The sequence below is a fragment of the Pseudomonas libanensis genome, from assembly GCF_001439685.1.
GTDB classification, from domain to species: Bacteria; Pseudomonadota; Gammaproteobacteria; order Pseudomonadales; family Pseudomonadaceae; genus Aquipseudomonas; species Aquipseudomonas libanensis.
Window position 1 is genome coordinate 148,059 of the sequence record NZ_JYLH01000014.1, and the last position, 22,794, is coordinate 170,852.

Annotated in this window: 15 protein-coding genes; 1 reads left to right on the plus strand and 14 read right to left on the minus strand. The window is 58.2% G+C overall.

What is annotated here, in order from left to right; translation table 11 throughout:
* Positions 1-11 precede the first annotated feature (11 nt).
* Together TU73_RS21265 and TU73_RS21270 are read right to left on the minus strand one after the other, a co-directional pair.
* The gene (locus tag TU73_RS21265) at positions 12-905 is read right to left on the minus strand and encodes a glycine betaine ABC transporter substrate-binding protein (RefSeq protein WP_057013868.1); all 894 of its coding nucleotides are present in this window, start codon (positions 903-905) and stop codon (positions 12-14) included.
* Positions 906-925: 20 nt separating this feature from the next.
* Positions 926-1,642: an ABC transporter permease gene (locus TU73_RS21270; protein WP_004372306.1), complete on the minus strand. Its 717-nt coding sequence runs from the start codon at positions 1,640-1,642 to the stop codon at positions 926-928.
* Positions 1,643-1,972: 330 nt separating this feature from the next.
* Between TU73_RS21270 and TU73_RS21275 the strand changes: the two genes are divergently transcribed.
* Positions 1,973-3,556 (plus strand): peptide chain release factor 3, encoded by a 1,584-nt coding sequence (locus TU73_RS21275; protein ID WP_056845524.1) that lies wholly within the window; start codon positions 1,973-1,975, stop codon positions 3,554-3,556.
* A 140-nt stretch (positions 3,557-3,696) separates the two neighbouring features.
* On the opposite strand, the gene TU73_RS21280 is transcribed toward TU73_RS21275, so the two are convergent.
* The 12 genes from TU73_RS21280 to TU73_RS21340 all read right to left on the minus strand — a co-directional run bounded on the left by TU73_RS21280 (position 3,697) and on the right by TU73_RS21340 (position 22,696).
* Entirely contained in the window at positions 3,697-5,955 is a 2,259-nt protein-coding gene (locus TU73_RS21280; RefSeq protein ID WP_057013869.1) for a TonB-dependent siderophore receptor, read from the minus strand.
* Between the two features lie 333 nt (positions 5,956-6,288).
* Complete coding sequence (locus tag TU73_RS21290; RefSeq protein WP_057013871.1) at positions 6,289-7,260, minus strand: peptide ABC transporter ATP-binding protein; 972 nt, start codon at positions 7,258-7,260, stop codon at positions 6,289-6,291.
* Positions 7,260-8,228 (minus strand): ABC transporter ATP-binding protein, encoded by a 969-nt coding sequence (locus tag TU73_RS21295; RefSeq protein WP_057013872.1) that lies wholly within the window; start codon positions 8,226-8,228, stop codon positions 7,260-7,262. Before TU73_RS21295 ends, TU73_RS21290 begins: the two co-directional genes overlap by 1 nt.
* Before the next feature lie 10 nt (positions 8,229-8,238).
* Positions 8,239-9,150, minus strand: a complete 912-nt coding sequence (locus TU73_RS21300; protein ID WP_005784738.1) for an ABC transporter permease subunit — start codon at positions 9,148-9,150, stop codon at positions 8,239-8,241.
* Positions 9,151-9,160: 10 nt separating this feature from the next.
* Positions 9,161-10,171 carry an ABC transporter permease subunit gene (locus TU73_RS21305; protein WP_003171721.1) on the minus strand — a complete coding sequence of 337 codons (1,011 nt, stop codon included), beginning with the start codon at positions 10,169-10,171 and terminating at the stop codon, positions 9,161-9,163.
* A gap of 75 nt (positions 10,172-10,246) precedes the next feature.
* Positions 10,247-11,845, minus strand: coding sequence for an ABC transporter substrate-binding protein (locus TU73_RS21310; RefSeq protein ID WP_057013873.1), 1,599 nt, complete (start codon positions 11,843-11,845; stop codon positions 10,247-10,249).
* Positions 11,846-11,925: 80 nt separating this feature from the next.
* Entirely contained in the window at positions 11,926-13,320 is a 1,395-nt protein-coding gene (locus TU73_RS21315) for an OprD family outer membrane porin (RefSeq protein WP_057013874.1), read from the minus strand.
* A 170-nt stretch (positions 13,321-13,490) separates the two neighbouring features.
* Positions 13,491-15,068, minus strand: a complete 1,578-nt coding sequence (locus tag TU73_RS21320) for an ABC transporter substrate-binding protein (protein WP_414860428.1) — start codon at positions 15,066-15,068, stop codon at positions 13,491-13,493.
* 331 nt (positions 15,069-15,399) lie between these two features.
* On the minus strand, positions 15,400-17,028 hold the full coding sequence (locus TU73_RS21325) for an ABC transporter substrate-binding protein (protein WP_057013876.1): 1,629 nt from the start codon (positions 17,026-17,028) through the stop codon (positions 15,400-15,402).
* A gap of 258 nt (positions 17,029-17,286) precedes the next feature.
* Entirely contained in the window at positions 17,287-18,888 is a 1,602-nt protein-coding gene (locus TU73_RS21330; RefSeq protein ID WP_057013877.1) for an ABC transporter substrate-binding protein, read from the minus strand.
* A 116-nt stretch (positions 18,889-19,004) separates the two neighbouring features.
* Positions 19,005-21,761, minus strand: coding sequence for a hypothetical protein (locus TU73_RS21335; protein WP_231984745.1), 2,757 nt, complete (start codon positions 21,759-21,761; stop codon positions 19,005-19,007).
* Between the two features lie 227 nt (positions 21,762-21,988).
* Positions 21,989-22,696 carry an SIMPL domain-containing protein gene (locus TU73_RS21340; protein WP_057013879.1) on the minus strand — a complete coding sequence of 236 codons (708 nt, stop codon included), beginning with the start codon at positions 22,694-22,696 and terminating at the stop codon, positions 21,989-21,991.
* Between the last annotated feature and the right edge of the window lie 98 nt (positions 22,697-22,794).

Sequence of the window (22,794 nt, forward strand, 5' to 3'; positions counted from 1 at the left end):
TCTTCTCCTTCTTAGTTGATCGGATGTTGGCGCAGGAAATCGGCGGCGACAGCGGACGGGCTTTCGTGGTCGACGTCGACCCGCGCGTTCAGCTCGCGCATGGTTGCGTCGTCGAACAGTTCGGCCAAGGGCTTGAGCTCTGCGGCCAAGTGAGGATGCTGGTCGAGATATTGCTGACGGATCACCGGAGCTGCGGTGTAGTCCGGGAAGTAATGTTTGTCGTCGGCCAGCAGTTTCAATTTGAACGCGTTCAGGCGGCCATCGGTGGTGTAGACCAAACCGGCAAACACCTGGCCATTACGCAGGGCGGTGTAGACCAGGCCAGCGTCCATCTGCCGAGTGTTTTTGCGCGTGAGGTTCATGTCATACAGCTTGACCATGCCACCCATGCCGTCGGAACGGTTGGCGAACTCGGTGTCGAGGGCCACCAGGCGGTTTTCCTTGGTGTCCTCGGCCAGCGCCTTGGTCAGGTCGCTGATGCTGTTGATCTGCGGAAATTCCTTGGCCACGTTTTCCGGGAGTGCCAGCGCGTAGGTGTTGCTGAATTTCGACGGCGAGAGCCAGACCAAGCCTTTTTGCGCGTCGAGTTCTTTCACCCGGGCGTAGGACTGTTCGCTGTCGAGTTTCTCGTCCACGTGGTTGTAGGCCACCAGGGAGACGCCGGTGTATTCCCAGATCAGATCCAGTTGCCCGCTTTCCTGGGCACTGCGCGCCAGGTTGCTGCCCAGGCCGCCAGTGACGCGGGCGTCATAGCCCTTGGTGCGCAGGTACTGGGAGGTGATTTCGGCCAGCAGGGTCTGCTCGGTGAAGACCCGTGCGCCGATGCGGATCACGGGTTTTTCGGCGGCTTGCGCGATACCTGCGAACAGCAGGACGCAGCCTAATATCAAGCTTAGTTTTTTCATGTGAGTTCCTTTGCCAAGCCTTAAGACGGACGTAACCCGCGTTCCAGCCAGAGACGGCTGGCCATGGTCACCAGGCCATCAAGCAGCAAGGCGAGCAGCGCGGTGCATGCAGCGCCGAGCAGCAGTTGCGGCTGGTTGTTCAGGGCAATGCCGGGGAAGATCAGGCTGCCCAGGCTGTTGGCGCCAATCAGGAACGCCAGCGGTGCGGTGCCGACGTTGATCGCCAGGGCCACACGTACACCGCCGATGATGATCGGCACGGCGTTGGGCAGTTCCACGCGAAACAGCACCTGACGCGGCGTCATGCCGATGCCGGTGGCGGCTTCCTTCAGGGAACCCTGAACATTCTTCAGGCCTTCGTAGGTGTTGCGCACGATGGGCAGCAAGGAGGCGAGGAACAACGCGAAGATGGCCGGGCCGCTGCCGATGCCGAGGACGCCGAGGGCGATGGCCAGTACGGCCAGGGGAGGGACGGTGTTGCCGATGTTGAAGATTTGCATGAAACGTTCTGCGCGCCCGACCATGTTGGGTCGGCTGAGCAGGATACCGGCGGGGATGCCCACAATCAGGGCTGCCAGCATGGAGACTAGGACGAGAATCAGATGAGCTTGCAGGTAAAACAACAAATCGTCGCGGTACAGTTCGATCGTGTTGATGCCGATCCAGTGGACCAGCAGGGCCAGGAGCGCGACGACAACCGCGCCTCCTATCAGCCCTTTGCCATAGCGAATAGCCACAGGCGGACTCCTTTTTTTCTTTTGTCGGCGAACACATTTCCGAGCGGCAATGCCATTCCTGGCTGTCGGCGATGAGTTCGCGAAAAGCAGCTCGCCGATACTGGCAATGCAGTATGCGATCAAGCCATGAGCGCAGCCTCGTCAGGCTAACTAGCTGATTTTTCAGCCCTGTTCCGAGTGCGGTAGCAGGGGAGTGGACGTCTCGACCTTTTAAAAGGTTCCACACTTGGGCGCATTTAGCCACCCCCAATAGGCTCAACGGTGGTCTGTACCCTCGGGTTTGCGCTATACTCGCCGCCCTTTTTTGACTCACCTGCCAGGCGATTTCCCATGACCCACCAGGCCGCCGAAGTCGCGAAACGCCGCACTTTCGCCATTATTTCCCACCCCGATGCCGGTAAAACCACCATCACCGAAAAGCTCCTGCTGATGGGCAAGGCAATCGCGGTGGCCGGCACGGTGAAATCGCGCAAATCCGACCGCCATGCGACCTCCGACTGGATGGAAATGGAAAAGCAACGGGGTATTTCCATTACCACGTCGGTCATGCAGTTCCCGTATCGCGACCACATGGTCAACCTGCTCGACACTCCGGGTCACGAAGACTTCTCTGAAGATACCTATCGCACCCTCACTGCAGTGGACTCGGCGCTGATGGTCCTCGACGGCGGTAAAGGTGTTGAGCCACGTACCATCGCGCTGATGGACGTCTGCCGCCTGCGTGACACCCCGATCGTCAGCTTTATCAACAAACTCGACCGCGATATCCGCGACCCGATCGAGCTGCTGGATGAGATCGAAGCCGTCCTGAAGATTAAGGCCGCGCCGATCACCTGGCCGATCGGTTGCTATCGCGATTTCAAGGGCGTGTACCACCTGGCCGACGACTACATCATTGTCTACACCGCCGGTCACGGTCATGAACGCACCGAAACCAAGATCATCGAAAAGCTCGATTCGGACGAAGCCCGCGCTCACCTGGGCGACGAGTACGACCGTTTCGTCGACCAGCTGGAGCTGGTGCAGGGCGCCTGCCATGAGTTCAACCAGCAGGAGTTTCTCGACGGCCAGCTGACGCCGGTGTTCTTCGGCACCGCCCTGGGCAACTTCGGCGTCGACCATGTGCTTGACGCTGTTGTGAACTGGGCGCCGAAACCCCTGGCCCGTGTCGCCAACGAACGCACCGTGGAACCGGTCGAAGAGAAATTCACCGGCTTCGTGTTCAAGATCCAGGCGAACATGGACCCCAAGCACCGCGACCGTATCGCCTTCATGCGTATCTGCTCGGGCCGCTACGAAAAAGGCATGAAGATGCGCCACGTGCGCACCGGCAAGGACGTGCGCATCGGCGATGCGCTGACGTTCTTCTCCTCCGAGCGTGAACAGCTCGAAGAAGCCTACGCCGGCGATATCATCGGCCTGCACAACCACGGCACCATCCAGATCGGCGACACTTTCACCGAAGGCGAAGCGCTGGGCTTTACCGGTATCCCGCACTTCGCCCCGGAACTGTTCCGCCGCGTACGCCTGCGCGACCCGCTCAAATCCAAGCAACTGCGCCAGGGCTTGCAGCAATTGGCCGAAGAAGGCGCCACCCAGGTGTTCTTCCCCGAGCGCAGCAACGACATCATCCTCGGCGCCGTCGGTGTGCTGCAGTTCGACGTGGTCGCCAGCCGCTTGAAAGAGGAATACAAGGTGGAGTGCTCCTACGAGCCGATTACCGTGTATTCGGCGCGCTGGATTGATTGCAGCGATAAGAAGAAGTTGGAAGAGTTCTCCAACAAGGCCGTGGAAAACCTCGCGATCGACGGCGGTGGTCACCTGACCTACCTGGCCCCGACGCGGGTCAACCTGGCGCTGATGGAAGAGCGCTGGCCGGATGTGAAATTCCGTGCGACCCGCGAACACCACTAAGGTCTGGGCGGAAGAGAGAAGGGCGAAGCTATGATGGCTTCGCCCTTTTTATTGACTTCAAATGCAGTCAAATGTGGGAGGGGGCTCGCCCCTCCCACATTCTGATCTCTATTAGGCTGGAAATTGGCGCAAACCCTGGATCAGAACGACGTGGTCACCGACGCAAAGTAAGCCCGGCCTGGCTCATTGTAAGTCTGGGCTCCAGCATCCTCGGCGTTGCCTTTGCGCGACAGGCGCTTGTCCAGCAGGTTGTTGATACCGACGCGTACGCTGAGGTTTTTGCTGAACTCATAGCCACTGCTCAGGCCCATCAAGCCGTACGGGTCGACATCCTGCTGGGCGCTGCGGTCATAGCTGTTGGCGCTGCGTGAGTTGAGCGTCGGCGCTTCCTGTTTTCCGTAGTAAGTGCCGCTGACCTGGAAAGACAGTTTGTCGGTGGCTTGCCAGTCCAGCGTGGTGTTGACGGTGTACTTGGGGATGATGCTCAACGGCTCGCCGGTGTCCTTGTCCTTGGAGTCGATCATGTAGGTCAGGTTGGTGTTCCAGTCCAGGTCGTCACGCAGGCTCACGAACAAGTTGCCTTCAACCCCCTGCACCAACGCGGGCCCGCTGTTTTCCCATTCCAGTACACGGCGACCATTGCCCAGGCGGAACGCCGCCTCGTTGCTGGCATTGATCTTGTTCTTGTAGTCATTACGGAAGTACGTCGCGCTGGTGCGCCAGTTGCCCTTGTCGTAGGCCAGGCCGATTTCCTTGTTGACGCTGATTTCCGGCTTCAAGTCCCGATTACCCACCAGGTAGCAACCGCCCATGTTGGCTTCGCTGGCGTTGCAACCGTTGCCACGGCTGTAGAGCAAGTAGTTGGGATTGGACTGATACAGGTTCGGGGTCTTGTAGGCCCGGGCGATACCGCCCTTGAGGCTCAGCTCATCGGTCAACTGGTGTGAGGCGTTGAGGCTGGGGCTCCAGTTGCCGCCGTATTCTTCATGATCATCGTAGCGCAGGCCTGGAGTGATGATGGTCTTGCTGCCCAACTCGATGTTGTCCTCGGCAAACAAGGCGTAGCTCGATGCGGTGGTCTTGGTGCTGTTGCGGCTGACCCCTGGGATGGCGGGGACGCCGCCGGTGCCCGGGTCATAGCTTTGCGGACGCAACGAGCCGGGATCGTTCATCGATTCGTAGAGGTATTCGCTGCCCAGTGTCAGCACCTGTTCGGTGCCCAGGCTCAGTGGCAGGTTGACCTCGGCGGTGGCTCGGGTATTGCGCAAGCGTGATTCGAAACGACCGGCGCTTGCCGAAGGCGCACCCTCGCCGGCACCGGCCAGGCCTTCGTTGAGGCGCTCGTTGCGGGTCAGGTCGTGGGTCAGCGAGGCCAGGGTCGAGCCCCAGTCAAATTCGCCACGGTGCGTGGCGGAGAAGCTGCTGCGTTGAATCACACTGGTTTCCTTGCCCACCAGGCTTTCCACGAATGCGCCACCGCCGTTAAGCATGGTATCGCCGGCGAAAATATTGCCCTGGCGGCTGTAGCTGGCTTCCAGGTCGAGGGTTTGTTCCGGGGTGAATTGCCAACTCAGCAGGCCATTGACGTCTTTATTGCGCACGCCTTCACGACCGGCCACCAGCGAATCAGGAGTCGCTTGGGCTGCGCGGTTGATGTCGGCGTCATCGGCGTCAGTCTTGTTCAGTCCGCCATAGACGCGGAAGGCGAGACTGTCGGTCAAAGGGCCGCTGAGATTGAAGTTGGTACGTTTGCTCGCGCCTTCGGCGTCATTTTCGGGGAAGGCGGTGTAGGCGGTCAGCGAACCGTGTAGCTGATCAGTCGGGCGTTTAGTGATGATGTTGATCACCCCGCCCATGGCACCGGAGCCGTAACGGGCGGCGGCCGGGCCACGCAGGATTTCAATGCGCTCGACTTCTTCGGCCGGTACCCAGTTGGTTTCCCCACGGGTGTCACGGTCACCACTCCAGCCATAACGCACTGCGTTGCGGGAGGTCGACGGTTTACCGTCGATCAGGATCAGGGTGTTTTCCGGGCCCATGCCGCGCAGGTCGATCTGACGGTTATTACCGCGGCTGCCGCTGGAACTGTTGCCGGTCAGGTTGACGCCTGGCTCGCGGCGAATGATCTCCGACAGGTCGTTGCTGGGCGGACGCTTTTTGATGTCCTCGGCGGTGATGATCGATACGCCAGGGGCTTGCTTGAGTTCTTCGGCGGCAGTGCCCAGCACTCGTGTCTCTTCCAGCACCAAGGCCTGGGGTGTGCCGTCTACAGGCAGGTCTGTCGCTTCGATCGGCACTTTGTCGCGCTGTTTTTCCACACTCTCCGCCAACAGCGCGGGAGACGAAAGGGTAGCGATAAACGCCAGCGATAGATGGCTGAGCCTGAATTGAGACGACATGTCCACAAAGTCCTTTAGGGGGGGCGATTGAACGAGAGGCGTCTGAATGGTTTCGTGCAGCCAGCGCTCTCTTAGCGCCGTAATGGTATTGATTCTCAAACAGAAGTAAATGTCATTTACAATCTATACACTTTTCGTATGGCTCTGGCTCAATGTTTTCAAGGCTCTTGGCAGTGAAAGGCGCGGTATGTTTTTTGTTACAGACGCGCAAAAAAAAGCCCCTCCGGCCAGACTGATGCGCAATCTGGCGGGAAGGGCGATGGAACTCATTGAAACCGCGGCCCCTGTAGGAGCGAGCTTGCTCGCTCCTACAGGGGGGGAGGTTGTGTTGCTTTAGGCCACGAATTGCTCCGCGTAATGGCACGCCACCTGCCGATTATCCAACGGCCGCAACAACGGCTCTTCCCTGCTGCAGCGCTCGGTCGCATACGGGCAACGCTTATGGAACGCGCAGCCAGGCGGCGGGTTCAGCGGGTTGGGCAACTCGCCGACGATCTTGATCTTCGGCTTGTTCGGGTCCGGGTGAATGGTCGGCGTGGCCGACAGCAACGCCTGGGTGTAGGGGTGCAGCGGGCGGGCGTAGATGTCTTCCTTGGGACCCACTTCAACCGGGCGGCCGAGGTACATCACCATCACGTCATCGGCGACGTGTTGCACCACCGCCAGGTTGTGGGAAATGAACACGTAGGCGGTGTTGAATTCCTGCTGCAGATCCATGAACAGGTTGAGCACCTGGGCCTGGATCGACACGTCCAACGCCGAGGTCGGTTCATCCGCCACCAGCACTTTGGGTTGCAGCATCATCGCCCGGGCCAACGCGATGCGCTGGCGCTGGCCGCCGGAGAACATGTGCGGGTAGCGCTGATAATGCTCAGGGCGCAGGCCCACCTGCTTCATCATCGCCTGCACTTTTTCACGGCGTTCGGCGGCGGACAGATTGGTGTTGATCAGCAACGGCTCCGCCAGTTGATCACCGACTTTCTGGCGTGGGTTCAACGAGGCATATGGACTCTGGAACACCATCTGCACGTCTTTGCGCAATTGCTTGCGCTGGGCCTTGTCGGCGCCGGCCACTTCCTGCCCGGCGATTTTCAACGAGCCCGACGATGGCTCCTCAATCAGCGTCAGGGCCCGGGCCAGGGTGGATTTGCCGCAACCCGACTCGCCTACGACGGCGAGGGTCTTGCCGGCCTCCAGTTCGAAGGACACACCATTGAGAGCACGCACCGTGGCGTGGCCCTTGAACAGGCCACGGGACACTTCGTAGTGACGGGTAAGGTCGCGGGCGGTAAGAACGACGGCCATTACGCCACCTCCTGGTTCAAGGGGTAGAAGCAACGCGCGAGGCTGTTGGTTTTCGGATCGAGGGCCGGACGTTCGGTGCGGCAGTTATCACGTACGTACGGGCAACGCGGCGACAGCAGGCAACCCTGCGGACGGTCATACCGACCGGGCACGATGCCTGGCAGCGTGGCCAGGCGCGTGGCACCGAGACTGTGTTCCGGAATCGCCTTGAGCAGCGCTTCGCTGTAGGGGTGTGCCGGAATGTCGAACAACTGCGGCACCTGGCCGACTTCCACGGCCTGGCCGGCATACATCACGCACACGCGCTGGGCGGTTTCGGCCACCACCGCGAGGTCGTGGGTGATCAGCACCAGGCCCATGTCCTGCTCTTTCTGCAGGGCCAGCAGCAGTTCCATGATCTGCGCCTGGATGGTTACGTCCAATGCGGTGGTCGGTTCATCGGCGATCAGCAGCTTGGGCTCGCCGGCAATCGCCATGGCGATTGCCACGCGCTGGCTCATACCACCGGACAGTTGATGTGGGTAGGCATCCATACGGCTGGCAGCGCCTGGGATCTCGACCTTTTCCAATAGCTCGATGGCGCGTTTGCGCGCTTGCTTGCCGGACATTTTCAAATGCAGGCGCAGCACTTCTTCGATCTGGAAACCCACGGTGTAGCTGGGGTTCAGCGCGGTCATCGGGTCCTGGAACACCATCGCCAGGTCTTTGCCGACGATCTGGCGGCGCTGGCGGTTGCTCAGCTTGAGCATGTCCTTGCCGTCGAAGTTCAGGGCGTCGGCGGTGACGATGCCGGGGTGCTCGATCAGGCCCATCAGCGCCATCATGGTCACGGATTTGCCCGAACCCGACTCGCCAACGATCGCCAGTACTTCGCCTTTGTCGACGGAAATGTCGAGGCCATCGACCACCGGCACGGCGGTCTTGTCGCCGAAGCGCACGTTGAGATTCTTGATTTCTAACAGTGACATGGGAATCTCCTCAGGCGGCGTTCTTGAGTTTCGGGTCCAGCGCATCGCGCAGGCCGTCACCCATCAAGTTGATTGCCAGCACGCTGAGCAAAATGGTCAAGCCAGGCAGGCTCACGACCCACCAGGCGCGTTCGATGTAGTCACGGGCCGAGGCCAGCATGGTGCCCCACTCCGGGGTTGGCGGTTGTACACCAAGGCCGAGGAAGCCCAGGGCCGCGGCATCGAGAATCGCCGAGGAAAAGCTCAAGGTCGCTTGTACGATCAGCGGCGCCATGCAGTTAGGCAGCACGGTGATGAACATCAGGCGTGGCAGGCCGGCGCCGGCCAGGCGGGCGGCCGTCACGTAGTCGCGGTTCAGCTCGCCCATTACCGCAGCGCGGGTCAGACGGACATAAGACGGCAACGACACGATGGCGATGGCGATCACGGTGTTGATCAGGCCAGGGCCGAGGATGGCGACAATCGCCACGGCCAGCAGCAGCGACGGCAAGGCCAGCATGATGTCCATCAGGCGCATGATGGTCGGGCCGAGCAAGCGCGGGAAGAACCCGGCGAACAGACCCAGCAGGATACCCGGGATCAGCGACATCACCACCGACGACAAACCGATCAGTAACGACAGGCGCGAGCCCTGGATCAGGCGCGAGAGCAAGTCACGGCCCAATTCGTCGGTGCCGAGCAGGAACTGCATCTGCCCACCTTCCAGCCAGGCGGGCGGGGTCAGCAGGAAGTCGCGGTATTGCTCGCTGGGGTTATGCGGCGCAACCCAGGGCGCGAAGATCGCGCAGAACACGATCAGCAACATGAACAGCAGGCCGGCCACCGCGCCCTTATTCTTGGAGAAGGCTTGCCAGAATTCTTTGTACGGGGACGGGTACAGCAGGCTCTGATCGACTGCTGACACTGGAGTAGAGGTAGTCATGGTCATGATCTCAGCGCTGGTGACGGATGCGTGGATTGGCGAAGCCGTAGAGGATATCCACCACGAAGTTCACCAGGATCACCAGGCAGGCGATCAGCAGGATGCCGTTTTGCACCACCGGGTAGTCCCGCGCGCCAATGGCTTCGATCAGCCATTTGCCGATGCCGGGCCACGAGAAGATGGTTTCGGTCAGTACCGCACCGGCCAGCAGCGTGCCGACTTGCAGGCCGACCACGGTAAGTACCGGGATCAGCGCGTTGCGCAGGCCATGCACGAACACCACGCGTGCTGGCGACAGGCCCTTGGCCTTGGCGGTACGGATGTAGTCTTCACGCAGCACTTCGAGCATCGACGAACGGGTCATCCGCGCGATTACCGCCAGCGGGATGGTGCCGAGCACGATGGCCGGCAGGATCAGGTGGTGCAACGCATCCCAGAACGCGTCCGGCTCGTCGGCCAGCAGGGTGTCGATCAGCATGAAGCCGGTGCGCGGCTCGATGTCGTAGAGCAGGTCGATACGCCCGGAAACCGGGGTCCAGCCCAGGCTTACCGAGAAGAACATGATCAGGATCAGGCCCCACCAGAAGATCGGCATCGAATAGCCAGCCAGGGAGATGCCCATCACCCCATGGTCGAACAGGGATCCTCGTTTCAAGGCCGCGATCACCCCGGCCAACAGGCCCAGGATACCGGCGAACAACAGGGCGGCCATGGACAGTTCCAGGGTCGCGGGGAAGAGGGCGGTGAACTCGGTCCACACGCTGGTGCGGGTGCGCAGCGATTCGCCAAGGTCGCCCTGGGCGAGCTTGCCGACATAGTCCAGGTATTGCGCATACAGCGGCTTGTTAAGGCCAAGGCGCTCCATTGCCTGTGCGTGCATTTCGGGGTCAACCCGTCGCTCGCCCATCATGACTTCTACGGGGTCGCCTGGAATCATGCGAATCAACGCAAAGGTCAGCAACGTGATGCCGAAGAACGTGGGGATCAATAACCCCAGTCGGCGGGCAATAAAACTAAACATCTTGGTGTGTACCTCAATCAGCCGGTTAGGCAGGTTCGGCACCGTCAATGTCGACGGTGCCGAGCGTTTTTCTTATTACTTCACCTGGGTGGTGGCGAAGTTATTCGTACCCAGAGGGCTTTGGATGAAGCCTTCTACGTTCTTGCGCATGGCGGTGAACAGTTTCGGGTAAGCCATGGGAAGCCAGGGTTGGTCCTTTTCGAAGACATCCTGTGCTTGTTCATAGAGCGCGGCCCGTTCGGCCGGTTCCGCGATTGCACGGGCTTTGTCGATCAAGTCCTGAAACTCTTTGTTACACCAGCGGGCGTAGTTTTCGCCGTTTTTGGCTGCATCGCAACTCAGGTTCGGGGTGAGGAAGTTATCCGGGTCGCCGTTATCACCGACCCAGCCTGCCGAAACCATGTCGTGTTCGCCGTTTTTGGCACGCTTGAGCATCTCGCCCCATTCCATGACCTTGATATTGATTTTCAAGCCAATCTGGGCCAGGTCTGCTTGCATACGCTGGGCGCCCAGCATCGGGTTGGGGTTGGTCGGGCCGCCGCCGTTACGGGTGAACAGGGTGAACTCGGTGCCTTCCGGCACGCCGGCTTCCTTGAGCAGGGCGCGCGCCTTATCCAGGTCGCGCGGTGGGTTTTTCAGCTTTTCACTGAAACCCAGCAAGGTCGGCGGATACGGGCCGGTGCCCACGACTGCATTGCCTTTGCCGAACAGCGCTTCGGTATAACCGGCCTTGTCGAACGCGATGTTGATCGCGTGACGTACCCGGGCATCGCTCATGTATTTGCGAGTGGTGTTCAATGCGGTGTAGCTGGTGGTCATCGCCGCCAGTTCATCGACCTTCAGGTTCGGGTCTTTCTTGATGCTTGGAATGTCATCCGGCTTGGGGAACAACGCGATCTGACATTCGTTGGCCTTGAGCTTCTGCAGCCGCACGTTGTTATCGGTGGTGATCGCCAGAATCAGCGGGTCGACCGCCGGCTTGCCGCGGAAGTAGTCCGGGTTGGCCTTGAAGCGCGCCTGGGCATCTTTCTGATATCGATTGAAGACGAATGGGCCAGTGCCGATAGGCTTGGCGTTGAGGTCTTCAGTTTTACCGGACTTGAGCAACTGGTCGGCGTATTCCTTCGAGTGGATTGAAGAGAATGCCATGCCCAGATCGGCCAGGAACGGAGCTTCAGGACGGGTCAGGGTAAAGACGACGGTGTGATCATCGGTCTTCTCTACGCTCTTGAGCAGTTCCTTGAAACCCATGCTTTCGAAATACGGGTAACCCACGAGAGATTTGTTATGCCACGGGTGATTCGGGTCCAGCTGGCGCTGGAAGCTCCAAAGCACATCATCGGCGTTCATGTTGCGCGTGGGTTTGAAATAGTCGGTGGTGTGGAACTTGATGTCGTCACGCAGGTGGAAGGTGTAGGTCAGGCCATCGGCGCTGATTTCCGGCAGGTCTTTGGCCAGGGCAGGCACCACTTCTGTGGTGCCGGGCTTGAAGTCCACCAGACGGTTGAACATGGTTTCAGCGGCGGCGTCAGCGGTCACGGCGGTGGTGTACAGCACCGGGTCGAAACCTTCCGGGCTGGCTTCGGTGCAGACCACCAGCGGTTTGGCCGAAACGCCGATTGCCACGCTCAACAGCGCAGCGGCCATGGCGGCTTGTAGTGGGAGCATTTTCATTCAGAGCCCTCTGCAATCGATGGAGCCAGAAAAGCGTAGGCGGCGGGCTCGTCCTGAGCTCGCCGCCTGCCTGGCACTAATTAAAGAATGTTGAACGGGATGGTGGTGACCAGACGGAACTCTTTGATGCTGCCGTCGGACTGGAACTCGCTGCCACGGTGCTCAACATAAGTTGCGCGTACGGTGGTGGCTTTGAGTGGGCCGCTCTGCAGAGCGTAAGAGGCGCCTACACCATATTCCTGGTGCTTCTCGCCGTCCTGGGACTGGATGCCGTCGTAGGCGAACTTGGCCCGGCCATTGTTGCCGGTGTAGTGGGTACCGTCGATGCCCCAACCGCGTGCCGAGTAGGCATTGAACTTCAGGCCTGGTACGCCGTATTCAGCCATGTTGATGGCATAGGCGATCTGGAAGGATTTCTCGTTCGGGCCGTTGAAGTCAGACGTCAGGGAGTTGGCCAGGTAGATGCCGTTGGTTTCGTGCAGGTAGTCGAAGTACTCGTTACCGTTCACTTGCTGGTAACCGAAGGTCAGGCTGTGTGCCTGGTGAGTCAGGCCCAGGGAGAGGGAGAAGGTATCGTTGTCGATTTCCCCCATCTCTTTTTTGCCTTCATCGACGGTCTTGTAGTAGTTGAAACCGGTGGTCAGGCCCAGTTGCTGAGCGTCGCCCAATTCGTGGGTAGCGCCGAAGTAGTACTGGTTCCAGAAGTCCTTCACGTTGGCGGCGAAGAAGCTGGTCTTCAGGCTTTTCAGCGGCTGGTAGTTCACGCCCAGGGTGGACACTTTGTCGGTTTCTGCGCCATTGCCGTATTCGGTACGGAATTTCGACAGGCTCTGCTCGCTACGTGGCGAAACGCGGTCAAACACGCCGCCCTGGAAGGACAGGTTGCTGAACTCTTCACTGTTGAAGCTCACACCCTGGAAGCTGGAAGGCAGGGCACGGTTGCCGATGGTGTCGACGATGCCGCTGCTGAAGTTCTGGCGGCCGGCGGTCAGGGTGGTGTTGGACACGCGGAATTGCACGTTGGCCAGGCCCAGTTTGCTCCACTGGTCGACGGCGTCGCCGTTGGAGTCCGCCAGGGTACGGTTGGAGCCACCCTTGATGTCACGTTTGCTGCGGTCCAGTACCAGGGCGTTGTAGACCGCTACTTCGGTCTTGACCCCAACGGTGCCCTGGGTGAAACCCGAGCTGGCATTGAGGATGGTGCCCTGCACCCAGTTGGTACGGTTGCGATCAGTCAGGGTCTGGCCGTGTTTCTGGTAGGCGAAGGTGCCCCCACGGTATTTGCTTTCATGGGAGTACCAGTTACGCGTGGTGCCGCCCAGGCTGAAATCTTCAATGAAGCCCTTGGCCTCGCCTTGGGCGCTGGTGCCGGCCAATGTGGTAGGAACGAAGTCCTGGCTGGCGGGTTCAGCATAGGCGGTGGCCGTGATGCTGCTGATGGCCAGGGCCAGAAGCGCTTTGCTGCTCAGTTTCATGGGTGAAGCTCCTTTGGTTCTCTTTTTAATGCCGGTCTTTTTAGGTGAACCGGCTATTGGGTGTGGAACTCATTCAAGCCTTTGCAAACGTTTGGCGTAGGAATTTTCCCGACAAAAGCCTGCACGTTTGCCGGAGAGCCGACTTCGCTCCCCGCAATCCGGTTATTTTCTTATGGGGTAATGCTGACGCCCGAGAACACGTTGCGGCCGAAGGGGCTCACCTTGAAACCTTCGACTTTGGCGCTTAACGGCTGGTTGACCGTCGAGTGGGCGATGGGCGTGATCGGCACCTGCTGCTTGAGCAGTTGCTGCGCCTGTTTGTACAGAACAGTCCTTTGTTCGCGGTCGGTCACGACCTTGGCTTGCTTGATCAGCTTGTCGTACGCCGGGTCACACCACATGGAGTAGTTGTTCCCGCCGATGGCGTCGCAGCTGTAGAGGGTGCCGAGCCAGTTGTCCGGGTCACCGTTGTCGCCGGTCCAGCCGATCAGGCTGACATCGTGCTCACCGTTCTTGGTGCGCTTGATGTACTCGCCCCATTCATAGCTGACGATTTTGACCTTGAGGCCGATCTTGGCCCAGTCGTTCTGCAGCATCTCGGCCATCAGCTTGGCGTTGGGGTTGTACGGGCGTTGCACCGGCATGGCCCACAGGGTGATCTCGGTGCCTTCCTTGACGCCGGCAGCCTTGAGCAATTCCTTGGCTTTTTCCGGGTTGTAGGCAGCGTCCTTGATGCTGTCGTCGTAGGACCATTGCGTCGGCGGCATGGCGTTGACCGCCAGTTGCCCGGCGCCCTGGTACACGGCATTCAGGATGCTCTGCTTGTTCACTGCCATGTCCAATGCCTGGCGGACCTCGAGCTGGTCGAAGGGCTTATGGCGCACGTTGTAGGAGATATAGCCGAGGTTGAAGCCGGGTTTGGTCAGCAGTTGCAGGTTCGGGTCAGTCTTGAGGGCTTCGACATCGGCGGGGCGTGGATGCAGGGTGACCTGGCATTCGCCGGCCTTGAGCTTCTGTACCCGCACCGAGGCATCGGTATTGATGGCAAAGATCAGTTGGTCCAGCTTGACCCGGCTCGGGTCCCAGTACTGTTTGTTGCCCACATAACGGATCTGCGAGTCTTTCTGGTAGCGCTGGAACACGAAAGGGCCAGTGCCGATCGGCTTCTGGTTGATATCGCTGGGTCGTCCTTGCTTGAGCAACTGCTCGGCGTATTCGGCCGAGAGGATGGCGGCAAAGCTCATGGCGATGTTCTGCACGAACGCGGCGTCGACCGTGTTCAAGGTCATCACCACGGTGTAGGGGCCGGTTTTCTCGACCTTGGCGATGTTCTTGTTCAGGCTCATCCCGTTGAAGTACGGAAACTCGGTAGGGTAGGCCTTGCGGAACGGGTGGTCGGGGTCAAGCATGCGGTTGAAGGTAAACAGCACGTCGTCGGCGTTGAAGTCCCGCGTCGGCTTGAATTCCTTGTTGCTGTGGAACTTCACCCCTTCACGCAGGTGAAACGTATAGGTCAGCCCGTCTTCGGAGATATCCCACTTGGTTGCCAGCCCTGGCACCACGTCGGTGGCGCCTTTTTCGAACTCGACCAGGCGGTTGTACAACGGCTCTGCGGCATCGTTGTCGGTGGCGGTGGTGTATTGCGCAGTATCAAAACCTGCCGGGCTGCCTTCGGAGCAGAAAACCAGGCTCTTCTTCTCGGCGGCTTGGCCCATGGTGGCCACGGCCAGCAGGCTGGAGGCAAACATCGCGGATAGAACGGTGGTATGGCGCATGACAATCCCGATCCTTGTTTGTAGTTATCAACAGCGAACCACCTCTCTGGCGTACGGCCAGGGAGATATCACTGATCCCACACACAGCAAGTGCCTTTCCCAGAATGATGCCTCTGCTGTCCTACGACGTTATGGGGCGCGGACACTGCAGTAAATGCGTCAATTCTGACTGGCCTTGTAGGTAACGGAGACACGGGGCGCAGTTCGTTGCTGTAGGACGCAACGCTTAACAACGTGGTCTGTTTCCTATGGCCCTGGCAGATGGAATAACGGCGACGTTATAAAACGTCGCCGTTATTGATCCTTACTTGCCGCTGACGCTAACGCCGTAGAAGGAGTTCAAGCCAAACGGGCTGATCTTGAAGTCCTGTACGGTATTACGCATGGGTTGATACACCGTCGAGTGCGCGATAGGTGTCATCGGAACTGCATCTTTGAGGATATGTTGCGCCTGCTTGTACAGCTCGGTGCGTTTGGCGACATCCGACGTGGCCTTGGCTTCTTTCACGATGCCGTCGAATTTTTTGTCGCACCACTTGGAGAAGTTGTTACCAGACAGCGAATCGCAGCCGAACAGTACGTTCAGCCAGTTGTCCGGGTCACCATTGTCGCCGCTCCAGCCAATGATCATGGCCTGGTTCTCGCCGCCTTTGGAACGCTTGATGTACTCGCCCCATTCATAGCTGGTGATCTTGACCTTCAGGCCGATCTTGGACCAGTCGTTCTGCAGCATTTCAGCCATCAGCTTGGCGTTCGGGTTGTACGGACGCTGAACCGGCATCGCCCACAGGACGATTTCGGTACCTTCCTTGACGCCGGCTTCCTTGAGCAGCGCCTTGGCTTTTTCAGGGTCGTACTGGGCGTCCTTGATGCTGGTGTCGTAGGACCATTGGGTCGGCGGCATGGCGTTGACGGCCAGTTGACCGGCGCCCTGGTACACCGAGTCAATGATCTGCTGCTTGTTCACCGCCATGTCCAGCGCCTGGCGTACGCGCAGGTCAGCCAGCGGGTTTGGCTGGTCGCTGCCCTTGACCTTGTCCATGACGTTGTAGGCAACGTAGCCCAGGTTGAAACCGGCCTGGTGCGGCAGTTTCAGGTCCTTGTCTTCGCCCAGGGCCTTGAGGTCGGCCGGACGCGGGAACAGGGTGATCTGGCATTCGTTTTTCTTGAGCTTCTGGATACGCACCGACGGGTCAGTGGTGATGGCGAAGATCAGGTTGTCGATCTTCACATCTTCCGGTTTCCAGTAGTCCTTGTTGCCGGTGTAGCGAATGTTCGAATCTTTCTGGTAGCTCTTGAACACGAACGGGCCAGTGCCGACCGGCTTCTGGTTGATGTCGGCGGGCTTGCCTTCCTTCAACAGCTGCGCGGCATATTCGGCGGACTGGATCGACGCGAAGCTCATGGCCAGGTTCTGGATGAAAGCCGCGTCCACGGTGCCAAGAGTGAACTTGACGGTGTGGTCATCGACTTTCTCGATGTTCTTGATATTGGTGTCCATCCCCATGTCCGTGAAGTATGGGAACTCGGTGGGGTAGGCCTTACGGAATGGATCGTCTTTATTGATCATCCGGTTGAAGGTGAACAGTACGTCGTCAGCCGAGAATTCACGAGTAGGCTTGAAGTACGGGGTGGTATGGAACTTGACGCCTTCGCGAAGGTGGAAGGTGTACGTCAGGCCATCCGGGGACACGTCCCAGCGGGTGGCCAGGCCAGGAACCACGGCGGTGCCGCCACGTTCGAACTGGCTCAGGCGGTTGAACATGGTTTCGGCCGAGGCATCGAAGTCTGTTCCGGTGGTGTACTGGCCTGGGTCGAAACCGGCCGGGCTCCCTTCGGAGCAGAACACCAGGTTAGTTGCCGCAAGGGCTGCAGGGGCGGCGGCCATAAGGCCCGCGCTCACTAATAACGGAAGGACTGCGTGTTTAAGCATGTTGGCCTCATGATTTGTTGTCATTTTTGGTGGTGAGGGCGACCTCGTGAGTCGGCCTGCGGATACTTATGCAGGCGCCATACCCAATGCAAGATGCAGAGCGGCCAGGAGCGGCAAACAGTGGTACGAACGTACAGGAATGTCGCAATTATGAAAGTTTCGACACAAATATGCCTGTTTGGAGGGTTTTTTCGGTGCAATAGGCGCACCCAAAAAGCCCATCCGAGGCGTCTAGCGCACTCGGTTGGGGCGCTGTTGTTACTTATCTAGACTCACGCCATAGAACGGCGTGAGCCCGAAGGGGCTGATCTTGAAGTCGCGCACTTCCTTGCGCAAAGGCTGGAAAACCGTCGAGTTCGCAATAGGCGTTATAGGTAATTGTTCCTTAAGGATTTTTTGTGCCTGTTGATACCACCTGATGCGCTGCTCGCGGTCGTTGCTGACCTTGGCTTGTTGCACCAGTGTGTCGTAGGCCGGGTTACACCATTTGGCGTAGTTGCTGCCCTTGACTGCGGCACAACTGTAGAGCACGCCGAGCCAGTTATCCGGGTCGCCGTTATCACCGGTCCAGCCGTAAATCATTGCATCGTGCTCGCCATTCTTGGCGCGCTTTATGTATTCCCCCCACTCATAGCTGACGATGTTGGCCGTGATGCCGACCTTGGCCCAATCCTGTTGGATCATTTGCGCGGACATGCGCGCATTCGGGTTGGAGGCGCGCTGCACGGTCATCGCCCACAGATCGATGGTGGTACCTGGTGCAACCCCTGCTTCTTTTAGTAGCAACCGCGCCTTGGCCGGATCATGGGGCGCGTCTTGGATTTTCGGGTCATAAGACCACTGCGCCGGTGGCAATGCGTTCTGCGCCAATTGTCCGGCGCCCTGGTATACGGCCTTGATGATTGCAGGCTTGTCGATGGCCATGTCCAGAGCCTGGCGCACCTTGAGCTGGTCCAGCGGCGGGTGGGTCACGTTGTAGGCCAGGAAGCCCAGGTTGAAGCCGGCTTGCTGCAACACACGCAGGTTGGGATCTTGTTTCATCACCTCGATATCGGCGGGGCGCGGGTAACCGCTGACCTGGCATTCGCCGGCCTTGAGTTTCTGCAGGCGCGCGGCGGCGTCCGGGGTGATGGCGAACACCAGGTTGTCGAGCTTCACGTCCTCGGGTTTCCAATACTGTTTATTGGCCGCATAGCGAATTTGCGAGTCTTTCTGGTAACGCTTGAACACAAATGGCCCGGTGCCGACCGGTTTTTGATTGATCTGCTCGGGCTTGCCTTCTTTCAGAAGCTGCGCGGCATATTCAGCCGATTGCACCGAGGCAAAACTCATGGCCAGGTTCTGTACAAACGCAGCATCGACATTATTCAGATTGAAACGCACGGTGTGTTCGTCGAGCTTGTCGATGCTCTTGATCGTGGTGTTCAAGCCCATGTCGGTGAAGTAGGGCGATTCGGACGGGTAGGCCTTGCGAAACGGGCTGTCGGCATCGAGCAAGCGATTGAAGGTGAACAGCACGTCATCGGCGTTGAAGTTGCGGGTCGGTGTGAAGAAGTCGGTGGTGTGGAACTTGACGCCATCGCGCAGGTGGAAGGTGTATGTCAGACCGTCCTTAGAAACATCCCAACTTGTGGCCAGACCAGGTTCTACCTCGGTGCCGCCGCGTTTGAATTGGGTAAGGCGGTTGAACACGGTTTCGGCGGACGCATCGAAGTCGGTGCCGCTGGTGTACTGGCTCGGGTCGAAGCCGGCGGGGCTGGCTTCGGAGCAGTAGACCAGGGTGGTAGCGGCGTGGGCCATTGGTATAAAAGCTAGAAAGCTTGCGGCGAGGAGCGCTGATTTGACGGCGATTCTTTCCATGGAGACCCCTGAAATGGCAGGCAGACCAAAGCTGCCTGAACGAAAACGGCGGTCACCGAGGTTACCGCCGTTCTGGTTACTCAGGTAGGGGCATGTGCATCAAATGGTGCCCTTGATTACTGAGGGAGGTCATCGGGGATCGAAACTTCCACGTGAGTTGGAGCGTCATCGTCAATCGTGTAGAGGACGCCGGACACATCATTGTTCTCGCGGATGGTAAAGGTTCGGACGGTGGTTGCTTCTAAATCCGGAATCACTTTTGGAACGTCACCGTTGACATCGCTTACAAACCACGTGGCGATGACTTTGACGCGGGCTTCACTGTGTATCGGGTCGTAGTCAATAACGAAAGAAGTATTGCTTGCTGTGACGCCGTAGCCTTCTTTCAAGCTTTGCATCAACTCCAAAACGGCGGGTAATGCTGATCCTTGATGGGCGACCTCGGAGATACGAGAGCGCAGTTCTGCGTCGGGAATCGCTTGCTCGAATTGCTTGAGACGTTCCAGTCTTGTGGCTTCGGGTGTGTCTGCACTGGCATCCAAAGGCAACTCGATATCGCCGCTTTTTGAGCTTTTGATGACGGTGTAGTCATTGCGATTCAGATCCGGCAAAAAGGGGTCTGAGTACTCAGTTGTACTGAGTGGCGTAGGCGCTGCTCGTTCCGAGGGCAATAGCTCGAACTTCTGCTTGGGTGCCTCCCAGGAAATATTCAGCTTTCTTTTAACAATGCCGTTGTCTTCAAAGCCGCGGGTCGATACGGCGTAAGGTTTTGTCTCGTCGACTTTCATGAACGTGTCGAACCTTTCCGCTTGCTTCACGGCCTCTTGGTCGACATCGGCGAAGAGGTCGGAAAACTGCGGGGTGAGATTTTCACTCGGGGTGGGTGAATCCGGGCGCTGCCATGGCCACTTCACGCCGCCGACTTCACCGCGCCGGCTCCATACCCCGGCCTCATCAGGGCGGGCAATAATCCCGCTACTGGCTAATTTCGATGGGTCATTGGGATCCCGTACGCGTAACAGGTAATGAACCCCGTCTCCGGCATCAGGCTTCTCTGCCGCGAAGTACGTCTTTGCGTTGAACTCTATTTCCCGCATGCCCGGAAAGGACGCAGCCTGTGGCCCTGATGGTTCTTGCGGTGCCAGTTTGGGCGTGACTGAAGCTGCATCCGTATCGCTTGCCGACTTAGGAACTCGCGCCAGCTCAAATTCGCCGGTCTGCGCGTTGCGTTGCCAATTGTAGTGTTCGATGCCGGAGGCGTTAAAGTTCAAGGGCGGTTCACCCAGCCCTGCCTCTACCCCGACCGGTATGACTTCGTGCGCCAGCAGGAGGCCTGATATTACTGCGCCGGTCGTCCCTCCAACGCGATCGCTGGCCGTCATGCCATGGTCGGCGTCATGCTTGCCGAAAACAATATTGCCAGCGTTGCCAACGACGGGTACGTAGCCAAAGGTATTGCCCCACACTTCTTTTGCGGACTTCCAGCCCTGCTCCACGGCACCAAAAACCTTGGTTTGATCGTCCCATAGTGCATTCTTGGCGTTCACCTCTTGATAATGCGCGGCAATACCCTTGTTCAGATCGCCGAATTTCAGTTCATAATCACTGCCTCGCGACTGGGTATAATTAAACAATTCTCGAACGGGCACGGATTTATCGCTTAGCAAACTGTTGCGCCCTATATAGTGGGTTTTATTATCCTGGATCAGATTGTCGAGTACCGCTGCGGCCGGCGGCCAATGCGCATCTTTTCCTCCTTGCAGGTCTCTGGCATTGAAACGACTTATCAGTTGGTTACGGTTGTCTTTGGCCCATGCCGCAAATTCTTCATCGCCCTTTATCTCTCGAAGAGCGCCACTTCTCAAGTCCAACATGACACCCTGATTGGGTCTGTTGTTGTCATTGCCGTCATAGGGCGTATAGGGAATAAACGCGTACCCACTCAGGGGGTAACCGTAGATATTGGGAATAATAACCTGCCCATTCTTATCCAGCGTGCGGCTAATCGCTTCTTGACCGGCAGGGCTTAACTTTTCAAAGGCGTCCTTATCGCTACGAAGACTCTGCAAAGCACCTCGCGTTACATAGGCGTCTGCTTTGCCCGAGCGTTCAGGTATTACTGTTGATATTTTTGGTTGGGGTAGGGGGATATGGGGTATGAAAGGCAGGTCGTCCATAACCTCAATAAGGGTGTTGAGCCTAGCGTCGCCGCGCATTGGCGTGGCTATATCATGCTCCCAGTGTTTTTGCAGTTGTTTGCCAAACGATTTCAGATCATTAATTTTATTCCGATCTTCTGGGTCAATTACCATGCTATGGAAATTGACAATCCCGCCCCGTTCTGGTGTGTCGTGTTCGAGCACACCCGCGGCGATTTCCCATGCAGAGTAGGTTCGGCTTTCGGTATCGGAGCGGTTTTTTGCTGCCCCCATACCGACGTAAGTGTTGAACGTTACGGTGAACTTTTCATGGGGATCGAACCCTGCCGCCAATAGTCCTCCACTGAAGTAGCCGGAAGGTTCCATGAACAGGCGCACGCTCTGGAATTTAACGTTTCTCTCGCCGTCACTACCACTTTCGATATTTTTGATCTGTGTATTTACGCGCGTGGCGTAGGCATCAATGCGACCCTCGCGCTCCTTTAATGTGTACTTGGTGCCGGGCGCTTGAACAGGGTCTGATCCATAAATGGTTGCCTGGTAGGCATCGGATTGGCGTTTGGTAATAGAGGCCGTGTTATCCGTTGTATAAACTTCGTTATTGTTTAATGGCGTGGGCGTTTTTCGTTCCTGCGCCTCGGTGCGTTCTTCTTGAGTGGATCCAGGTGTTGAGGGTGAATAACGAACGATATTAAGTTGGGTTGAATTTGTCATTTTTTGATTATCTGATTAGGGAGATTGGAGTTGTTTTTGTATTGAGTGTGTGGCTCTTTTCACAAGAGAAGTTCCATCTCCCAATCAGGGAAGGTGTAAGTTGTTTAATCAGTCAAGTATATGGCGGCCTCATTGCGAGACTAAGTCGACTGAAGTTTCGGTGGTGGCGAAACAGCATAAAAAATGGCGCAGCCTGTTAAGGCTGCGCCATGGTCTTTTGTTTACGATTATTGCAAAACTTCAATCACTCCATCGGCAATCATGCTGACCTGGCTGGTGCCTGCTTCAACTTCAGGCGTCGGTGCTGAGTCGGCCATGGCTTTCATCATCATTTCTCCACGGGCGTAAGGCATCGGGTAACCATTGGTGTTGAAGTTCAGGTTGACGATCTTGTAACCCTTGCCGCCCAGTGCGTCGGTAGCCAGTTGTGCTCGGGCTTTGAACGCGGTGACGGCGTCTTTGAGCAGCGCATCTTCGCTGGCCTTGCGCGTGGCATCAGCGATGGCGAAGTCCATGTTCTCCATTTTCAGCGTGTTCAACAGCTCGCCGGTGAGCTTGGACAGTGCCGGGAAGTCCGCACTTTCCAGGCGCAGTTCGGCGCGTTCACGCCAGCCGGTGATCTTCTGGTTCTTGTTGTCGTAGATCGGGTAGCTGTTGCGGCTGCCCTGGCGCAGGGTCACGCTTTTGACTGCGCGGGCCTGGCCCAGAGCGGTGTTCATGGTGGTGGTGATTTCAGCGGCAAGCTTGGCCGGGTCGGCGTTTTGCGATTCGGTGTAGAGGGTGACGATCATTTTGTCGCGGGCCACTTCCTGGCTGACTTCGGCGCGCAGGGAGATCTGGTTGTAATTCAGTGCATCGGCGGCCATCGCCGGCAGGCTGGCAATCGCGCTGGCGCTGAGAGTGATGATGGCAGCACTGCGAGTGAAACGAGACATGGAAGCTCCTTGAGGTAGTCGTGCTCGGTATGACTGTAGACGCTGGCATTGGGTTCTTCGGGTTTACACATGACCTGCAAGTAGGTCTGCGCCGACGA

Bases quoted from the DNA above. Each gene is read 5' to 3' on its own strand.
- TU73_RS21310 (WP_057013873.1), bottom strand. From the start codon at position 11,845: ATGAAAATGCTCCCACTACAAGCCGCCATGGCCGCTGCGCTGTTGAGC.
- TU73_RS21335 (WP_231984745.1), bottom strand. From the start codon at position 21,761: ATGACAAATTCAACCCAACTTAATATCGTTCGTTATTCACCCTCAACA.
- TU73_RS21315 (WP_057013874.1), bottom strand. From the start codon at position 13,320: ATGAAACTGAGCAGCAAAGCGCTTCTGGCCCTGGCCATCAGCAGCATC.
- TU73_RS21320 (WP_414860428.1), bottom strand. From the start codon at position 15,068: ATGTTTGCCTCCAGCCTGCTGGCCGTGGCCACCATGGGCCAAGCCGCC.
- TU73_RS21275 (WP_056845524.1), top strand. From the start codon at position 1,973: ATGACCCACCAGGCCGCCGAAGTCGCGAAACGCCGCACTTTCGCCATT.
- TU73_RS21295 (WP_057013872.1), bottom strand. From the start codon at position 8,228: ATGTCACTGTTAGAAATCAAGAATCTCAACGTGCGCTTCGGCGACAAG.
- TU73_RS21265 (WP_057013868.1), bottom strand. From the start codon at position 905: ATGAAAAAACTAAGCTTGATATTAGGCTGCGTCCTGCTGTTCGCAGGT.
- TU73_RS21305 (WP_003171721.1), bottom strand. From the start codon at position 10,171: ATGTTTAGTTTTATTGCCCGCCGACTGGGGTTATTGATCCCCACGTTC.
- TU73_RS21300 (WP_005784738.1), bottom strand. From the start codon at position 9,150: ATGACTACCTCTACTCCAGTGTCAGCAGTCGATCAGAGCCTGCTGTAC.
- TU73_RS21290 (WP_057013871.1), bottom strand. From the start codon at position 7,260: ATGGCCGTCGTTCTTACCGCCCGCGACCTTACCCGTCACTACGAAGTG.
- TU73_RS21330 (WP_057013877.1), bottom strand. From the start codon at position 18,888: ATGGAAAGAATCGCCGTCAAATCAGCGCTCCTCGCCGCAAGCTTTCTA.
- TU73_RS21325 (WP_057013876.1), bottom strand. From the start codon at position 17,028: ATGCTTAAACACGCAGTCCTTCCGTTATTAGTGAGCGCGGGCCTTATG.
- TU73_RS21340 (WP_057013879.1), bottom strand. From the start codon at position 22,696: ATGTCTCGTTTCACTCGCAGTGCTGCCATCATCACTCTCAGCGCCAGC.
- TU73_RS21280 (WP_057013869.1), bottom strand. From the start codon at position 5,955: ATGTCGTCTCAATTCAGGCTCAGCCATCTATCGCTGGCGTTTATCGCT.